The sequence below is a fragment of the Xanthomonas sp. NCPPB 1128 genome, from assembly GCF_001043115.1.
In the GTDB taxonomy this organism is placed as follows: domain Bacteria; phylum Pseudomonadota; class Gammaproteobacteria; order Xanthomonadales; family Xanthomonadaceae; genus Xanthomonas_A.
This window is the reverse complement of sequence record NZ_LFME01000009.1, coordinates 117,293-133,416: the sequence shown is the minus strand read 5'-3', so window position 1 is coordinate 133,416 and position 16,124 is coordinate 117,293. Positions and strand designations below refer to the sequence as shown.

The window sequence follows — 16,124 nt, the reverse complement described above, 5'->3', positions numbered from 1 at the left end:
CTCTCCCGATGGGAGAGGGGCTCATCACGCCGGCTCTTGCAAATCCCCAATCCCCGATCTCGGCCGCCAAGCCAACCCCCAATCCCGACTCCCCAATTCCCGCCTTCCAGCTACTATCGCCCCCTCTTCGTTACCCGTATTTCTGCTGCGCATGACCGCGACTCCCGATCCCCAGCAGCGCGCCGCCGACTTGCGGCAGCGCATCGACGACGCCAACCACCGCTACTACGTGCTCGACGACAACACGATTCCCGATGCCGAGTACGACGCGCTGATGCGCGACCTGGAGGCCCTGGAAGCCGCGCACCCGGAACTGGCCAGCTCGGACTCGCCGACGCGCAAGGTCGGCGCGCGGCCGGACGGCGGCTTCCCGGAAGTGCGCCACGCAATTCCGATGCTGTCGCTGGCCAATGCCTTCGAAACCCCCGGCGTGGCCGAGGACGTCGACGACCGCACGCGCTTCGCCGAGGTCGCCGATTTCGAGCGCCGCATCGAGCGCGAACTGGAGCTGGCCGCGCCGGTGTTCTCGGTCGAACCCAAGCTCGACGGCCTGGCGATCAGCCTGCGCTACGAGGACGGTGTGTTCGTGCAGGGCGCCACCCGTGGCGACGGCAGCACCGGCGAGGACGTCACCGCCAACCTGCGCCAGGTGCGCTCGGTGCCGCTGAAGCTGCGCGACCTCGGTACGCCGCCGCCAGCGGTGCTGGAGGTGCGCGGCGAGATCTACATGCCGCGCGCCGCCTTCGCCGCATGGAACGCGCAGGCGCTGGAGCGCAACGAGAAGTTGCTGGCCAATCCGCGCAACGGCGCCGCCGGCTCGCTGCGCCAGCTCGATCCGGCGGTCACCCGGCGCCGGCCGCTGGCGTTCTTCGCCTATTCGGTGGGCGAGGTGCGCGGCCTGGAGTTGCCCGAAACCCATTCGCAGACGCTGCAACTGCTGCGCGACTACGGCTTCCCCGTGGCGCCGGAGGCGGATACCGCCACCGGCTTCGACGGCCTGATCGCCTATTTCCGCCGCATCGGCGCCGCCCGCGACCGCCTGCCGTACGACATCGACGGCGTGGTCTACAAGCTCGACGACTACGACCAGCAACAGGCGATGGGCTTCGTCTCGCGCGCGCCGCGCTGGGCGCTGGCGCACAAGTTCCCGGCGCAGGAACAGTCCACCGTGCTGCGCGCGATCGAGGTGCAGATCGGCCGCACCGGCGCGGTCACCCCGGTGGCGCGGCTGGAGCCGGTGCAGGTCGCCGGCGTCACCGTCACCAACGCCACCTTGCACAACGCCGACCAGATCGCGCGGCTGGACGTGCGCGAGGGCGATACCGTGATCGTGCGCCGCGCCGGCGACGTGATTCCGGAAGTGGTGCGGGTGATCGAGGAACGGCGCCCGCCCGGCACCGTGCCGTGGACGATGCCGGCGGCCTGCCCGGTGTGCGGCTCGGAGCTGGTCAAGGAAGAGGATGCGGTGGCCTGGCGCTGCAGCGGCGGCCTGGCCTGTGCCGCGCAGCGCAAGGAAGCCTTGCGCCACTTCGCCTCGCGGCGCGCGCTGGACATCGAAGGCCTGGGCGAGCGCCAGGCCGATGCCCTGGTCGAGTTCGGCTTCGTGCAATCGCTGGCCGACCTGTACGCCTTGAGCGTGGAGGATCTGGTGCGGATGAAGGCCGCGCTGGACGCGGCCACCGCTGCCGACCTGCTGCAGGCGGTGGAGGACAGCAAGGGGGCGCTGGTGCTGGATGCGGCTGGCCGCGCGGCGCTGGAGGACGAGGCCACGGCATGGCGGCGCGCCGACTTCCTGCGCGCGCATCTGACGGTGGACCTGGGCGGCAAGCTCGCGACCAAGTGGGCGGAGAACCTGGTCGCCGGCATCGATGCCAGCCGCGCCACGACCCTGCCGCGCTTCCTGTTCGCGCTGGGCATTCCGCACCTGGGCGAGACCACGGCCAAGGCGCTGGCCTACTGGCTGGGCTCCCTGGCGTTCGTGCGCAGCACCCCGGCGGTGCTGTTGCAGGCCTTGCCGGACATCGGCGGCGAAGTGGCGCGCTCGATCGCGACCTTCTTCGAGCAGCGCGGCAACGTCGCGGTGGTCGATGGTCTGATCGACGCCGGCATCGGCTTCTCCGACGAGGGCAAGCCGCCGGCGGAACTGCGCGATCGCCTGGACCTGGCGCATCTGCTCGGCACGCTGCCGGTGGACAAGCTCGGCGGCAAGAGCGCGCAGCGCCTGGCCGCCACCTACGGCACCCTGGACGCGCTGCTGCGCGCCAACGAAAGCGGCTGGACCGGGGCCGGCCTGTCCACGGCCGGCGCCGCCAACCTGGCCGCGTACCTGGCCGATCCTGCGCAGAAACAGGCCTTGCTGGAAGCAGAGGCGGCCATGCAGCGCCTGCTCGACGCCGCGCCGGCGCAGACCCAACGCCGCGCCGGTCCGCTGGACGGGCAGACCGTGGTGCTGACCGGCACCCTGACCGCGCTGACCCGCGACGAGGCCAAGGCGCAACTGGAGGCGCTGGGCGCCAAGGTCGCGGGCAGCGTGTCGAAGAAGACCGCGTTCGTGGTCGCCGGCGAGGCCGCCGGCTCCAAGCTCGACAAGGCACAGGAACTGGGCGTGGCGGTATGGGACGAGGCGCAATTGCTGGCATTCCTGCAATCGCCGGGGCAGGGCGCATGAGTACGCTCGGCACGGTGCAGGAGGAATTGCGCTGGCGCACCGCCGGCGCGGCCGACCAGCCGGCCTTGCTGGCGATGCTGCAGGCGTTCTACGCCGAGGACGGCATCGCCTTCGATGCCACGCGGGTGGCGCGTGGCCTGCAGGCGCTGCTGGCGCAGCCGGCACTGGGCGAGGCGCTGCTGTGGCTGGCGCCGGACGGCGCGGTGGTCGGCTATGCGCTGATCACCGCTTGCTTCAGCGTCGAACTCGGCGGGCGCTATCTGCTGCTCGACGAGCTGTATCTGGGCCCGGCCGCGCGCGGCCGCGGCTGGGGCCGGCGCGCGGTGGCGCTGGTCGAGGCGCGCGCCCGCGCGCTGGGCGTGGACGTGCTGCGGATGGAGGTCAATCACCACAACGCCGCCGCCAAGCGCCTGTACCTGGGCCTGGGCTACCGCGACGACGCGCGCGACCAGCTGAGCCGCCGGCTCGACATGGCGCACTGATGGACCTGCTGCCCGCCCTGCAGTTGCGCGCCCGGCTCAATGCCGCCATCCGCGGCTTCTTCGCCACGCGCGGCGTGCTGGAAGTGGAGACGCCGATGCTGTCGGCGGCCGGCAACACCGAGCCGAACATCGACAGCTTCCAGACCCGCTTCAGCGGCCACGTCGACGCCGGTCCGGCGCTGCGCTGGCTGCGTACCTCGCCCGAGTACCCGCTGAAGCGGCTGCTCGCCGCCGGCATCGGCGACTGCTACGAACTCGGCCGGGTGTTCCGCAACGGCGAGGCCGGCGGCCGCCACAATCCCGAGTTCACCATGCTCGAGTGGTACCGGGTCGGCTGGGATCACCGGCAGTTGATCGAGGAGACCGTGGAGCTGGTGCGCACCGCGCTGGCCCTGGTCGGGCGTAGCGCCACGCCGCAGGTGCTCAGTTATCGCGAGCTGTTCCAGCAGGGGCTGGATCTGGATCCATTCACTGCGCCGTTGCAAGCGCTGCAGCAGCCGCTATGCGATATCCAGATCGACGCCGACGGCCTCGGCCGAGACGATTGGCTGGACCTGTTGATGACCCACTGTCTGCAGCCGGCATTCCCGGCCGACCGCCTCACCGTGGTCCACGACTGGCCGGCCAGCCAATGCGCACTGGCGCGCATCCGCGACGGCGACCCGCCGGTGGCCGAGCGCTTCGAGCTGTACCTGGGTGGATACGAATTGGCCAACGGCTACCACGAGCTCAACGATGCCGCCGAGCAACGCCGGCGTTTCCTGCGCGACCATGCGCTGCGCCAGGCGCGCGGTGCGGTGCTGCCGCCGCTGGACGAACGCCTCCTGCAGGCGCTGCCGGACCTGCCCGATTGCGCCGGTGTCGCGGTCGGCGTGGATCGGCTGCTGATGGCGATGCGCGGCACCGCGCAGATCGGCGAGGTGCTCGCCTACGATTTCGCGCATGCCTGAACCGGCCGTCACGGCGCGCCGCGACGCCTTGTTGCGTTGTCCACACCGATGATGGTTTGATCGGGCACGGCATGCGCACATGGCGCGCCAGCAGGTCTTCGTTGTTCAGGTTCTAGGCATAGGGGCAGAGCCAAGCATGAAGTGGGCGTACGGGCTCGGTGGCTGGTGTTGGCTGGGATTGGCGGCAAGCGCGTGGCCGATGCCCTCGCCGGCGCAGACCGCCGATGCGTACGACGCGGCGGTGGTGCGCTGCGAATCGCGCGACATGACCTGGGTGCACTGCCCGATGCCCACCGACCAGGGCGTGCAACTGGTGCGGCAACTGTCCGACAACGACTGCATCCGCGGCAGCGAGTGGGGCTCCGACGCCACCGGCGTGTGGGTGACCCTGGGCTGCCGCGCCGAGTTCCGTCCGAATCCGGTGGAAACGCCGCGCAGCGCCATGCGCCGCGTGTTGCGCTGCGAGTCCGACGGACGCCTGGAGAGCTGCCCGGTGATGCTGCGTGGGGCGCCGGTGCGGCTGATGCGGCAGCTGTCGTCGGTGCCATGCCGCGAGGAGCGCAGCTGGGGCGTGCGCCGCAACGAGATCTGGGTCGCGCGCGGCTGCCGCGGCGAGTTCGAGATCGGCGCCGCCGACGGCTCCGGGTTTCCCGCCGGTCCGCGGCCGGTGTTGTGCGAGTCCAAGGGCAAGGCGCGGCGCCGCTGTGGGGTCAGCGTCCAGCATCACGTCGAACTGCGCCGGCAATTGTCCGGCGCCGCCTGTGTGCAGGACGACAGCTGGGGCTGGGACCGCGACGGCATCTGGGTCGACAAGGGCTGCCGCGCCGAGTTCAGCGTCAACTGAGCGCGCGGGCGGGCGCTGCGGCGCCGCGCGCCGTCCTCAATCCGCAATCGCCGGCGTTTACAATGGCGCAATGAACGCCGCCCTCGATATCGATTACGCCCGCTACGACCATATCCGCCCGATCCTGTGGACCGGCGACGCGCTGGAACTGCTGGACCAGCGCAAGCTGCCGTTCGCGGTGGAGCACGTGCGCTGCACCGACAGCGACCAGGTCGCCGCGGCGATCCATGCCCTGGCCGTGCGCGGCGCAGCGGCGATCGGCATCGCCGCCGGCTGGGGTACGGTGCTGGCCGCGCGCGAGGTACAGGCCGAGCACGGTGCCGAGGCGCTGCTGAAGCTGGAGCCGGCCCTGCAGCGGCTCAATGCCGCGCGCCCGACCGCGGTCAACCTGGCCTGGGCGCTGGCGCGCATGCGCACCGCACTCGGTGCGGCCGGCAGCGACTGGCAGGCGGTGCTGGAGCGCGAGGCGCAGGCGATCGCCGAAGAGGATCTGGCCGCCAACCGGCACATGGGCGCGCTCGGCGCCGGCCTGATCGCGCCGGGCAGCGGCGTGCTGACCCATTGCAACACCGGCTCGCTGGCCACCGCCGGCTTCGGCACCGCGCTGGGGGTGATCCGCGCCGGCGTCGCCCAGCAGCGCATCGCCGAGGTGTTCGCCGGCGAGACCCGGCCGTGGCTGCAGGGCGCGCGGTTGACGGTGTGGGAATTGCAGCAGGACGGCATCGACGCGACCCTGATCGCCGATTCTGCGGCCTCGCACCTGATGAAGACCGGGGCGGTGCAGTGGGTGATCGTCGGCGCCGACCGCATCTGCGCCAATGGCGACACCGCCAACAAGATCGGCACCTACCAGCTGGCGATCGCCGCGCGCCATCACGGCGTCAAGTTCATGGTGGTGGCGCCGTCGTCCACCGTGGACATGGACACCGCCGACGGCGCGCAGATCGAGATCGAGCAGCGCGATCCGGGCGAACTGTTCGGCGTCGGCGGCACGCGCACCGTGGCCGACGGCATCGCCGCCTGGAACCCGGTGTTCGACGTGACCCCGGCCGCGCTGATCGATGCCATCGTCACCGAGCGCGGGGTCATCGCGCAGCCGGATCCGGCACGCATGCGCGCCGCCTTCGGCGGCTGAGCTCCGAGGTAGCGGCGCAGCGCCCGGCAGACGCTGCCGATGGCGCGCAAGTGCTTGTTCGGGCCGGCAAAAACCGGGCAATCGGGCGCCCGTCATGCTAGAATCCGGCGGTTCGATCGACCGCCGTGCGCCGTAGGCGTGCGGCCGCGGCGGGCCCGCCTGTCGCGGGCCGGCGTCGTGGTCGATCCGCCACCAGACTTACGGAACCCGAATGGCAGAATCCGCCAAGGAAATCATCCAGGTCAACCTGGAAGACGAGATGCGCAAGAGCTACCTCGATTACGCCATGAGCGTGATCGTGGGGCGTGCCCTCCCGGATGCGCGCGACGGCCTCAAGCCGGTGCATCGCCGCGTGTTGTTCGCGATGAACGAGCTGGGCGCGCACAGCAACAAGCCCTACTACAAGTCGGCGCGTATCGTCGGCGACGTCATCGGTAAGTACCACCCGCACGGCGACCAGTCGGTGTACGACACCCTGGTGCGCATGGCGCAGCCGTTCTCGCTGCGCTACCTGATGGTGGACGGGCAGGGCAACTTCGGTTCGGTCGACGGCGACTCCGCGGCGGCGATGCGTTACACCGAGGCGCGCATGTCGCGGCTCGCGCACGAGATGATGGCCGACATCGACAAGGAAACCGTCGATTTCCAGCCCAACTACGACGAGAAGGAACAGGAACCGTCGGTGATGCCGACGCGCTTCCCGAGCCTGCTGGTCAACGGCTCGGCCGGCATCGCGGTGGGCATGGCCACCAACATCCCGCCGCACAACCTGACCGAGTCGATCAACGCCTGCCTGGCGCTGATCGACAACCCGCAGATCGACGTCGACGGGCTGATGGAGCACATCCCCGGCCCGGATTTCCCGACCGCCGGCATCATTAACGGCACCACCGGCATCGTCGCCGGCTACCGCACCGGCCGCGGCCGCGTGCGCATGCGCGCCAAGGCCGAGATCGAGATCCAGGACAACGGCCGCGAAGCGATCGTGGTCACCGAGATCCCGTACCAGGTCAACAAGGCGCGGCTGATCGAGAAGATCGCAGAGCTGGTCAAGGAAAAGAAGCTCGAAGGCATCAGCGAGCTGCGCGACGAGTCCGACAAGGACGGCATGCGCATCTACATCGAGGTCAAGCGCGGCGAAGCCGCCGACGTGGTGCTGAACAATCTGTACCAGCAGACCCAGATGGAGTCGGTGTTCGGCATCAACATGGTGGCGCTGGTCGATGGCCGCCCGCAGCTGATGAACCTCAAGCAGATGCTGGAGGCGTTCGTCCGCCACCGCCGCGAAGTGGTCACCCGCCGCACCATCTTCGAACTGCGCAAGGCGCGCGCCCGCGCGCACATCCTGGAAGGCCTGACCGTCGCGCTCGCCAACATCGACGAGATGATCGAGCTGATCAAGACCTCGGCGAACCCGAACGAAGCGCGCGAGCGCATGCTGGCCAAGACCTGGCAACCGGGCCTGGTCGGCGCGCTGCTCGGCGCGGCCGGCGCCGAGGCCTCGCGTCCGGAAGACCTGCCCAGCGGCGTCGGCCTGGTCAACGGCGGCTACCAGTTGACCGAGGTGCAGGCCACGCAGATCCTGGAGATGCGCCTGCACCGCCTGACCGGCCTGGAGCAGGAGCGTCTGACCGAGGAATACAAGCAGCTGCTGGAGGCGATCGCCGGGCTGATCCGCATCCTGGAAAACCCGGACGTGCTGCTGCAGGTGATCCGCGAGGAACTGGTCAACATCCGTGAGGAGTACGGCGACGCACGCCGTACCGAGATCCGCCACAGCGAAGAGGATCTGGACATCCTCGACCTGATCGCGCCGGAAGACGTGGTGGTGACCCTGTCGCATGCCGGCTACGCCAAGCGCCAGCCGGTCAGCGCCTACCGCGCGCAGCGCCGCGGCGGCCGCGGCCGCAGTGCGGCGGCGACCAAGGAAGAGGATTTCATCGACCAGCTGTGGCTGGTCAACACCCACGACACGCTGCTGACCTTCACCAGCAGCGGCAAGGTGTTCTGGCTGCCGGTGCACCAGTTGCCCGAAGCCGGGCCGAACGCGCGCGGCCGCCCGATCGTCAACTGGATTCCGCTGGAGAACGGCGAGCGCGTGCAGGCGGTGCTGCCGGTACGCGAGTATGCCGAAGGCCGCTACGTGTTCTTCGCCACCCGCAACGGCATGGTCAAGAAGACCCCGCTGAGCGAGTTCGCGTTCCAGCGCAAGATCGGCAAGATCGCGATCAACCTGGACGAGGGCGATGCCCTGGTCGGCGTGGCGCTCACCGACGGCGAGCGCGACGTGCTGCTGTTCGCCTCCAACGGCAAGACCGTGCGCTTCTCCGAGCGGCCCAAGGACGACGAGGCCGACGACGCGGTCATCGACGAGGCCGGTGCCGACGAGGGCGCCGTGGCCGACGACGATGCAGTGGGCGAGGAGGGCGACGACGCCCGCGGCGCGCGGCGCAAGAGCCGCGGCGGCGTCAAGCCGACCGGGCGCAGCAGCCGCGGCGTGCGCGGCATCCGCCTGGCCAAGAGCGAGTACGTGGTCAGCCTGATCGTGGCCGAGCCGGCCGTGGGCCAGGACGAGGACGTCGAGGATGTCGATGCCGCGGCGGACACCGAGGTCGATGCCGAGGCGCGCAACGGCGACGAGGCCGATGCCTACATCCTCACCGCCACCGAGAACGGCTACGGCAAGCGCACCCCGCTGGGCGAGTATCCGCGCAAGGGCCGTGGCACCCAGGGCGTGATCGGCATCCAGACCAGCGAGCGCAACGGCAAGCTGGTCGGCGCGGTGCTGCTGAGCACGCGCGACGAAGTGCTGCTGATCTCCGACGGCGGCACCCTGGTGCGCACCCGTGCCTCGGAAATCTCCCGTGTCGGCCGCAACACCCAGGGCGTGACCCTGATCCGCCTGTCCAAGGGCGAGAAGCTGCAGGCAGTCGAACGCCTGGACGGCTCGCTGGTCGAGGAGGACGTGCTGCCGGGCGAGGACGGCGTCGCCGAAGGCGCAGCCGACGCACCACCGCCGCAGGAGTGATCCGCTCCTGAGCGAACGACGACGCCGGCCTCGTGCCGGCGTCGTCGTTTTCGGGGGATGGCCACCACTGCGGCGATGCGGGCGTCTTGCTTGGAGCGCAAGCAGATGGCGCTGCGACAGCCGCCTGCGCGTCCGCTGCGCCGCGCCGATTGCAGCCATGGCGTCAGGCAGTCGCTGCGCTCAACGACACATGCCGCGTGACGCCCAGGTCGACGCTGGATCACGAGGACCGCAACGTTGCGTGTCAGCGTGTGTCGGCTGGAAACGCGCAGCGTTCACTTCCTGCTTGGGATAACGAGGCGCGGCGCACATGCGCCGCTGCCACGGCGGATGTTCCGCGTGGCCGTGTCCTGCGAGGAATGGCAATGAACGAATTCGAACGAACCGAGCGCCGTGGCGGCTGGCCGCTGCGGTTGCTCGGCGGCGCCTGCGCGCTGATCGGCGCGGTGCTGGCGATCGGTGGCGCCTGGCTGTTGGCAATAGGTGGCTCCTGGTACTACCTGGTCGCCGGCCTCGGCCTGGCGGTGTCCGGCGTACAGCTGTGGCGTGGCCGCCGCAATGGCGCGCTGTGGTTCGCCGCGACCTTCCTGCTGTCGCTGTTGTGGGCGGCGTGGGAGTCGGGCACCGATTACTGGCGCTGGGTGCCGCGCATGGGCCTGATGGTGTTCCTGGCGCTGCTGCTGGCATTGCTGTTGCCGCGGCTGGAGCGGCCGTTCTCGCGCACGCTGTCGCGCACGCTCGCCGCGGTGCTGGCGCTGGTGTTCGTCGGCGCGTTCGCACTGGCGTTCCTGCCGTATGGCGTGACCGAGGCCGACGGCACACTCGCGCATGCGGCCGGCATGGCTGCGGCGCTGGGCACCCCGCGCACCGGCGCGCAGCCGGCCGACGCGCCGGCGGATGCCGACTGGGCCGCCGACGGCCGCGATAACGCCGGCAGCCGTTACACGCCGCTGCAGCAGATCACGCCCGGCAACGTGGCGCAACTGCGTACGGCCTGGACCTTCCGCACCGGCGACCTGCCGGACAAGCGCTGGGGCGCGGAGACCACGCCGCTGAAGATCGGCGACAGCCTGTATCTGTGCAGCGCGCGCAACCAACTGATCGCGCTAGACGCGCGCAGCGGCCGCGAACGCTGGCGCTACGATCCCAAGGTGGCGGACAAGGCGATCCCGTATACCGCCGCCTGCCGCGGCGTCAGCTACTACGCGGTGCCCGACGCCCAGGCGACGGCGTCGACCACGTGCCGCCAGCGCATCATCGAAGGCACCCTGGACGGGCGCCTGATCGCGGTCGATGCGGCCGACGGCAAGCCTTGCGAGGACTTCGGCCGGCATGGCCAGGTCGACATCACCGTCGGCATGGGCTCCACGCCGCCGGGCTATGTCTCGATCAATTCGCCGCCGACCATCGTGCGCGGCGTGATCGTCACCGGCCATCAGGTGCTGGACGGACAGATGCGCTACGAACCGTCCGGCGTGATCCAGGGCTTCGACGCGGTGACCGGCGCGTTGCGCTGGGCCTGGGACATGACCCATCCGGACTGGAATGGCGCACCGCCGCCGGGACAGACCTGGACCCGCGGCACGCCGAACATGTGGACCAGCGCGGCCGGCGACGAACAACTCGGCTACGTGTACCTGCCGATGGGCAATTCCTCGGCCGATTACTGGAGCAGTTCGCGCACCCCGCAAGAGGACCGTTACGCGACCTCGCTGGTCGCACTGGACGTCACCACCGGCAAGCCGGTGTGGAATTTCCAGACCACCCACATCGACGTGTGGGACTACGACCTGGGTTCGCAACCGACTCTGCTGGATTTCCCGCATAACGGCACGACCGTGCCCGCGGTGCTGCTGCCGAGCAAGCAGGGCGAGCTGTACGTGCTCGACCGGCGCACCGGCACGCCGCTGGTCGGAGTCGAGGAACGCGCGGTGCCGGGCGGCGGCGTGGAGCCGCAGCGCCGTGCCAAGACCCAGCCGTTCTCGCTGTATCACTCGCTGCGCAAGCGCGACCTGACCGAGCGCGACATGTGGGGCATGACCCCGATCGATCAGCTGGTGTGCCGCATCCAGTTCCGCAGCGCCAGCTACAAGGGCATCTACACGCCGCCCGAGGCCGATCGCCATTCGATCGAGTATCCCGGCTACAACGGCGGCTCGGACTGGGGCAGCGTGGCGGTGGATCCGCAGCGCGGGGTGATCGTCGCCAACTACAACGACATGCCCAACTACAACCGCCTGGTGCCGCGGGCCAAGGCCGACAAGATGGGCTGGGCGCCGCGCGATCAGGTGCGCGGCGACAGCGGCGGTGCCGAGGGCGCGGGCGATCCGCAGGCGGGCACGCCGTATGCGATCAACGTCAACGCCGGTTGGCGCCTGCCGTTCACCGGCCTGCTGTGCAAGCAGCCGCCCTACGGCGGCATCCGTGCGATCGACCTGGCCAGCGGCAAGACCCTGTGGGACCGTCCGTTCGGCAGTGCGCGCGGCAACGGCCCGTTCGGCATCCACTCCGGACTGCCGATCGAGATCGGCACGCCCAACAACGGCGGCGCCGTGGTCAGCGCCAGCGGCTTGATCTTCATCGCCGCGGCGACCGACGACATGATCCGCGCGATCGACCTGGCCACCGGCAAGACCCTGTGGCAGGCCAAGCTGCCGGCTGGTGGCCAGGCCACACCGATGGTGTACGCGGTCGATGGGCGCGAGTATCTGGTCATCGTCGCTGCCGGCCATCACTTCATGGAGACCAAGCGCGGCGACTACGTCATCGCCTACGCGCTGCCGCCGGCAACGTGATGTTGGCCGCCGTTGCGAGGTCGCGGTGCGGCTTCGCGGCGGCGGGCGTGGCGAAGAGCGGGGGATCACGTGTCCGCCGCCCTGCCGCCGATCGCGCGAGCAGCATTGCGTCGCGCTCTGTCCGTGCGAGGCATGTGCGATTTGCAACCTGCACGTAGGAGCGGCTTCAGCCGCGGCAGGCTTCCCCGAGAACGCCTGTCGCGGCTGAAGCCGCTCCTACGAGATGGGCGCGCGGGTGGTGCATCGCCATCGTGGATGCAGGCGCGGCGGCAGACGTCCGCCTACGCAATGTCGCGCCCGCCACGCCCCAGGCTGCGCTTACTCCAGTTGATCACGCGCGAACGCCGCGTCCAGCGCTTCCATCGCATCGCGCGGCTTGAGCTTGGCGGCCTTCTCGAACGCCGCGGCGGCATCCTCCTCGCGCTTGTCCCCATGCAGCAACAGCAGCACGTTGGCGTGTTCGATATGGGCGATCGGCGCGTCCGGCACCAGCTTCAGCGCTTGCTGGATGTGCTGCTCGGCGGTGGCGGCCTTGGCCCCGTAAGTCAGTCCGCCGATCATCGCGCCGACCTTGCCGATGATCTCGGCGTGGTACAGGGCCAGCGCCATGTGCGCCTCGGCATGCTTGGGCTCCAGTTCCAGTGCCGCTTCCAACGACGCGCGCACCTTGCTGGCGATGCCTTGCTTGAGCGCTTTGACGATGCTCAAGCCCTGGCTGTAGCGGCCCAGCGCGAACGCATGGCGGTAGTGGCTGTTGGCCTCGTCCGGCAGCGCGGCGATCGCTGCCTCGGCCAGCGCCGCGGCCTGCTGCAGCCGCTGCAACTGCTCTTTTTCGTCCTCGACCAGATAGCCCGCATGGATGCCGATCGCCTTGACCGCGACCGAGGCGCCGAACACGCCCAGCGCCTTGCCGGCCTCGTAGGCCTGCTGGAACTGCCCGTGGTGGAACGCCCGCCAGGCCTCGATCAGCGCTGCCGACAGGGTCTGCGCGTCGTGGCCCTTGCCGGCCTTGCCGGCGGCGTCCAGCAGCGCCTGCGCGCGTGCCGGGTCCGGGTAGGGCTCGCGATCGCCGGCGTGCAGCTTGGGCCAGGCCTTCTTCAACGCATCGCCGGCGTAGGCGTAGGCCTTGGCGTCGTACGGAAACGGCGCCCACGCGCCCGATTTTGCTGCCATGCGGATCTCCCTGTGCGGCGCCGGGCCACGGCGTCCGCGCCGAGCATGGCGCTGTGGCGGGCGCGTGGCAAGGGCAGCCACCGATAGTGTGTTTGCTCAAGCCGCCGGCGCCAGCATGGCGCATATCGGGGCCACTGCCGGCCCAGTTGGAGATCGTGCGATGGCGACCAAGAAGCGTTCCACCTCCGCGCTGCGGCCGGACCGGCTGAACCCGCGGCACCTGTGGCTGGCCGGGCTTGGCGTGGTCGCGCTGACCCGCAAGCGCGCGCTGGCCGCCGCCGCCGATGCCGTGCAGGGCGCGGCGACCCTGAAGGCGCTGGCCACGCAACTGGCCGACGAGGCCGAGAGCAGCGTGCGCGAGGGCGCCGCAGCGCTGCGCGGCCAGGTGCAGCCGCTGAGCGCCGAGGTCGAGGCGCGCCTGCAGCCGGTGCTGGTCAAGCTGGGGTTGCAGGCGGCGCCGCGCGCCACGTCGCGCAAACGTGCGGCCGCGCCCAAGCGCGCCACGCCCGCAGCCAAGAAGCGCGCGGCCGGGCCGCGCCCGCGCAACGCCAGCAAGCGCAGCGCAGGGGCTTGATGACCAAGGCGCAGGGCGCTGCCGTGCAGGTGTCAGCGTGACATTCGTTGGGCAGCGGCGGCACCGGCGGCGCCTCGCATGCGGGTCGTGTCTTCGGCCCCGGCATGCGGTGCGGGGGATCGGATGCGCGCTCGCTAAAACAGTTCTTATTGATCACAATAAGGAATGAAAACGATTCTGTTGCTGAGCTGCCTGATCGCCGCTCCGTTTGCCGCCCATGCTGCCGACTCGGCGGATCGCGGCACCTGCCTTGGCGCCGTCAAGCAGGAACTCAGACTGGCCTGGCCACAGAATCACACGATCAATATCGTGACCTTCGGGCACAGCGTGCCAGCCGGCTATTTCGTCGTTCCGGAGGTGCGCAGCAAGGAGGCGTATCCGCAACGTGTCGCCGATGCGCTGGAGCAGCTTTACCCGACCGCGGTCATCAACGTGATCACCTCGGCGGTGGGGGGCGAGGACTCCAGTCAGGGACTAAGCCGGTTCGCCGTGGAAGGCCTGGGACATCGGCCGAACGTGATCACGATCGACTATGGCCTCAACGACCGCAATCTGACTGTCGCGCAGTCGCGCTCCAACCTTACGGAGATGATCCGTGAGGCACGATCGGCGAACGCGTGCGTGGTGTTGATGACGCCGAGCATTGATTTGAAGGGCGATCCGCCGGCTGCCAAGTCGACATTGCTCGAACAGGTCGACATGATCCGCAAGCTCGCGAAGACGCAAGGTGTCTCGTTGGTTGATTCCTATGCGGCCTTTGCGGCTTACAAGGGCAATCGGCAAGACCTGATGGCGCAGTCGAATCACCCGAATGCCAAGGGACATCAGCTCATCGCCGACAAAGTGGTCGAGTTGCTCAAGTAGTTGTTGCGGAGCGATGCTGCCGCTGTGCCCTAGAAACCTGCGGTCAGTCCCGATGGGCATTCCAACCCATGAACCGACGCGCGAATTCGCGCTGGCGCAGGGCGGGCCGCGCTCGGGCATACTCGCGTGCCACCCTCCGAGACGCCGACACCATGCAGATCCGGCCCGCCACGCTCGATGATGCCGAGGCGATGGTCGCGGTGCAGAACGCGATCTTCGCCGCCGGCCTGCGCAAGGCGCCGACCGACCTGGGGACGGTGCGCGCGACCTACCTGGAGCATCCCGACCGCATCCAGTGCGTGCTGGCCGAGGACGCCGACGGACGTGTCCTCGGCTTCCAGTCGCTGCGCATCGCGCGGCCTGGCAATACCTACGATGTCGCCGAGGGCTGGGGCATCATCGGCACCCACGTCGATCCGCGCGCCGCCCGCCGTGGCGTCGGCAGTGCGCTGTTCCGCGCCACCTGCGCGGCGGCGCGTGGTGCCGCGCTGGCGCAGATCGACGCCACCATCGCCGCCGACAATGCGCTCGGGCAGGCGTACTACGAAGCCGTCGGCTTTCGCACCTACCGCACGCCGCCGGGCCTGGTGTGCAAGGTCTACCTACTCGACGGTTCGGTCGTCCGCACCGCTGCCGGCTGAGCGTCGCGTCGTGCGCGCATCGACGCGCAGGGCAGGGGATCAATCCAGATAGGCGTCCATCAGCGCGGCCAGGTGCGCGCGTTCGGCCTCGCGCAGGAACGGCGCGATCAGCCGCATCACCTGCACGATGCCGTGGCGGATCGCCACTTGCTCGTCCTTTTCGCCGCGCGCGGCCGCGTAGTTGAGCCAGAACGTGGCCACCACCAGCGCGTTGGTGGCCACGCCCGCCAGTTCCTGGGCGCTGGCGCGCATCGCCCCGGTCTGCGCCAGCCTCTGAAACACCGCCTGGACGCTGGCGTCGGCGCGGCGCAGGATGCGCGCGAAGCGCAGGCGCAGGCGCCGGCTGCGGCTGAGGATCTCGACCAGGTCGCGGTACAGGAAGCGGTAGTCCCAGATGCACTCGAACACCAGGTGCAACTGCAGCCAGATGTCCTCCAGCCCGGGCAGGCGCGCGCTCGGCAGCGCCAGCGCCGTGTCCATGCGCTCCTCGTAGCGCGCGAACAGGTGCTCGATGATGTCGTCCTTGTTGCGGAAGTGGTAGTACAGGTTGCCGGGGCTGATCTCCAGCTCGTCGGCGATGTGGTTGGTGGTGACGTGCGGCTCGCCCTGCGCGTTGAACATCGCCAGGGCGGTCTCGAGGATGCGCCGCCGGGTGTCGCGGGCCATCAGGCCAGCAGCTTCTTCACCAGGTCCACGTACTTCTTCTGCGCCTCGGCCTGCGGCATGCCCTTGAGCTTGGCCCAGGCCTCGTACTTGGCGGTGCCGACAAAGTCGAAGAAGCCCGGCTTGGCGCCGCTCACATCGCCCTCCGAGCCTTGCTTGTACAGCGCGTAGAGCCGCAACAGGGTGTCGTTGTCGGGGCGCTCGGCGCGCTGCTTGATGTCCTGGACCGCTTTCTCGAAGGCCGCCTTGCTGTCCGCCATGATCCCGCTCCGCCCTGACCGGCAGGCATCACAGCACGGGCGAGGGG

Annotated in this window: 13 protein-coding genes; 10 read left to right on the top strand and 3 right to left on the bottom strand. The window is 69.7% G+C overall.

Annotation, left to right across the window (positions count from 1 at the left end; genetic code table 11):
- Positions 1-151 precede the first annotated feature (151 nt).
- The 7 genes from ligA (at position 152) to ACP93_RS08645 (ending at position 11,902) form a co-directional block, all read left to right on the top strand.
- Complete coding sequence (ligA, locus tag ACP93_RS08675) at positions 152-2,668, top strand: NAD-dependent DNA ligase LigA (RefSeq protein WP_048490300.1); 2,517 nt, start codon at positions 152-154, stop codon at positions 2,666-2,668.
- Entirely contained in the window at positions 2,665-3,150 is a 486-nt protein-coding gene (locus ACP93_RS08670) for a GNAT family N-acetyltransferase (RefSeq protein ID WP_048490299.1), read from the top strand. The genes ligA and ACP93_RS08670 overlap by 4 nt, the downstream gene beginning before the upstream one ends.
- Complete coding sequence (epmA, locus tag ACP93_RS08665) at positions 3,150-4,100, top strand: EF-P lysine aminoacylase EpmA (protein WP_048490298.1); 951 nt, start codon at positions 3,150-3,152, stop codon at positions 4,098-4,100. The genes ACP93_RS08670 and epmA overlap by 1 nt, the downstream gene beginning before the upstream one ends.
- Positions 4,101-4,299: 199 nt before the next feature.
- Complete coding sequence (locus tag ACP93_RS08660; protein ID WP_048490297.1) at positions 4,300-4,944, top strand: DUF3011 domain-containing protein; 645 nt, start codon at positions 4,300-4,302, stop codon at positions 4,942-4,944.
- A 70-nt stretch (positions 4,945-5,014) separates the two neighbouring features.
- Positions 5,015-6,079 carry an S-methyl-5-thioribose-1-phosphate isomerase gene (mtnA, locus tag ACP93_RS08655; RefSeq protein ID WP_048490296.1) on the top strand — a complete coding sequence of 355 codons (1,065 nt, stop codon included), beginning with the start codon at positions 5,015-5,017 and terminating at the stop codon, positions 6,077-6,079.
- A 211-nt stretch (positions 6,080-6,290) separates the two neighbouring features.
- On the top strand, positions 6,291-9,107 hold the full coding sequence (gene gyrA, locus ACP93_RS08650) for a DNA gyrase subunit A (protein ID WP_048490295.1): 2,817 nt from the start codon (positions 6,291-6,293) through the stop codon (positions 9,105-9,107).
- A gap of 365 nt (positions 9,108-9,472) precedes the next feature.
- Complete coding sequence (locus ACP93_RS08645) at positions 9,473-11,902, top strand: membrane-bound PQQ-dependent dehydrogenase, glucose/quinate/shikimate family (protein ID WP_048490294.1); 2,430 nt, start codon at positions 9,473-9,475, stop codon at positions 11,900-11,902.
- 318 nt (positions 11,903-12,220) lie between these two features.
- Here the strand turns inward: ACP93_RS08645 and ACP93_RS08640 are convergent, their stop codons facing one another.
- Positions 12,221-13,075, bottom strand: coding sequence for a tetratricopeptide repeat protein (locus ACP93_RS08640; protein WP_048490293.1), 855 nt, complete (start codon positions 13,073-13,075; stop codon positions 12,221-12,223).
- Between the two features lie 160 nt (positions 13,076-13,235).
- On the opposite strand from ACP93_RS08640, the gene ACP93_RS08635 reads away from it, so the two are divergent.
- The 3 genes from ACP93_RS08635 to ACP93_RS08625 all read left to right on the top strand — a co-directional run bounded on the left by ACP93_RS08635 (position 13,236) and on the right by ACP93_RS08625 (position 15,154).
- Positions 13,236-13,649, top strand: a complete 414-nt coding sequence (locus ACP93_RS08635; RefSeq protein WP_048490292.1) for a hypothetical protein — start codon at positions 13,236-13,238, stop codon at positions 13,647-13,649.
- 165 nt (positions 13,650-13,814) lie between these two features.
- Positions 13,815-14,513, top strand: a complete 699-nt coding sequence (locus tag ACP93_RS08630; protein WP_048490291.1) for an SGNH/GDSL hydrolase family protein — start codon at positions 13,815-13,817, stop codon at positions 14,511-14,513.
- A 152-nt stretch (positions 14,514-14,665) separates the two neighbouring features.
- The gene (locus ACP93_RS08625) at positions 14,666-15,154 is read left to right on the top strand and encodes a GNAT family N-acetyltransferase (protein ID WP_228135981.1); all 489 of its coding nucleotides are present in this window, start codon (positions 14,666-14,668) and stop codon (positions 15,152-15,154) included.
- Positions 15,155-15,193: 39 nt separating this feature from the next.
- Here ACP93_RS08625 and ACP93_RS08620 read toward each other — a convergent pair whose 3' ends face one another.
- A complete protein-coding gene (locus ACP93_RS08620; RefSeq protein WP_048490290.1) occupies positions 15,194-15,820 on the bottom strand; it encodes a TetR/AcrR family transcriptional regulator in 627 nt (208 codons plus the stop codon).
- A complete protein-coding gene (locus ACP93_RS08615; RefSeq protein WP_048490289.1) occupies positions 15,820-16,077 on the bottom strand; it encodes an acyl-CoA-binding protein in 258 nt (85 codons plus the stop codon). Before ACP93_RS08615 ends, ACP93_RS08620 begins: the two co-directional genes overlap by 1 nt.
- Positions 16,078-16,124: the final 47 nt, after the last annotated feature.

What these genes read in the sequence shown, in the direction of transcription:
- ligA (WP_048490300.1), top strand. Translation starts at nt 152, where the DNA reads ATGACCGCGACTCCCGATCCCCAGCAGCGCGCCGCCGACTTGCGGCAG.
- ACP93_RS08670 (WP_048490299.1), top strand. Translation starts at nt 2,665, where the DNA reads ATGAGTACGCTCGGCACGGTGCAGGAGGAATTGCGCTGGCGCACCGCC.
- epmA (WP_048490298.1), top strand. Translation starts at nt 3,150, where the DNA reads ATGGACCTGCTGCCCGCCCTGCAGTTGCGCGCCCGGCTCAATGCCGCC.
- ACP93_RS08660 (WP_048490297.1), top strand. Translation starts at nt 4,300, where the DNA reads ATGCCCTCGCCGGCGCAGACCGCCGATGCGTACGACGCGGCGGTGGTG.
- mtnA (WP_048490296.1), top strand. Translation starts at nt 5,015, where the DNA reads ATGAACGCCGCCCTCGATATCGATTACGCCCGCTACGACCATATCCGC.
- gyrA (WP_048490295.1), top strand. Translation starts at nt 6,291, where the DNA reads ATGGCAGAATCCGCCAAGGAAATCATCCAGGTCAACCTGGAAGACGAG.
- ACP93_RS08645 (WP_048490294.1), top strand. Translation starts at nt 9,473, where the DNA reads ATGAACGAATTCGAACGAACCGAGCGCCGTGGCGGCTGGCCGCTGCGG.
- ACP93_RS08640 (WP_048490293.1), bottom strand. Translation starts at nt 13,075, where the DNA reads ATGGCAGCAAAATCGGGCGCGTGGGCGCCGTTTCCGTACGACGCCAAG.
- ACP93_RS08635 (WP_048490292.1), top strand. Translation starts at nt 13,236, where the DNA reads ATGGCGACCAAGAAGCGTTCCACCTCCGCGCTGCGGCCGGACCGGCTG.
- ACP93_RS08630 (WP_048490291.1), top strand. Translation starts at nt 13,815, where the DNA reads ATGAAAACGATTCTGTTGCTGAGCTGCCTGATCGCCGCTCCGTTTGCC.
- ACP93_RS08625 (WP_228135981.1), top strand. Translation starts at nt 14,666, where the DNA reads ATGCAGATCCGGCCCGCCACGCTCGATGATGCCGAGGCGATGGTCGCG.
- ACP93_RS08620 (WP_048490290.1), bottom strand. Translation starts at nt 15,820, where the DNA reads ATGGCCCGCGACACCCGGCGGCGCATCCTCGAGACCGCCCTGGCGATG.
- ACP93_RS08615 (WP_048490289.1), bottom strand. Translation starts at nt 16,077, where the DNA reads ATGGCGGACAGCAAGGCGGCCTTCGAGAAAGCGGTCCAGGACATCAAG.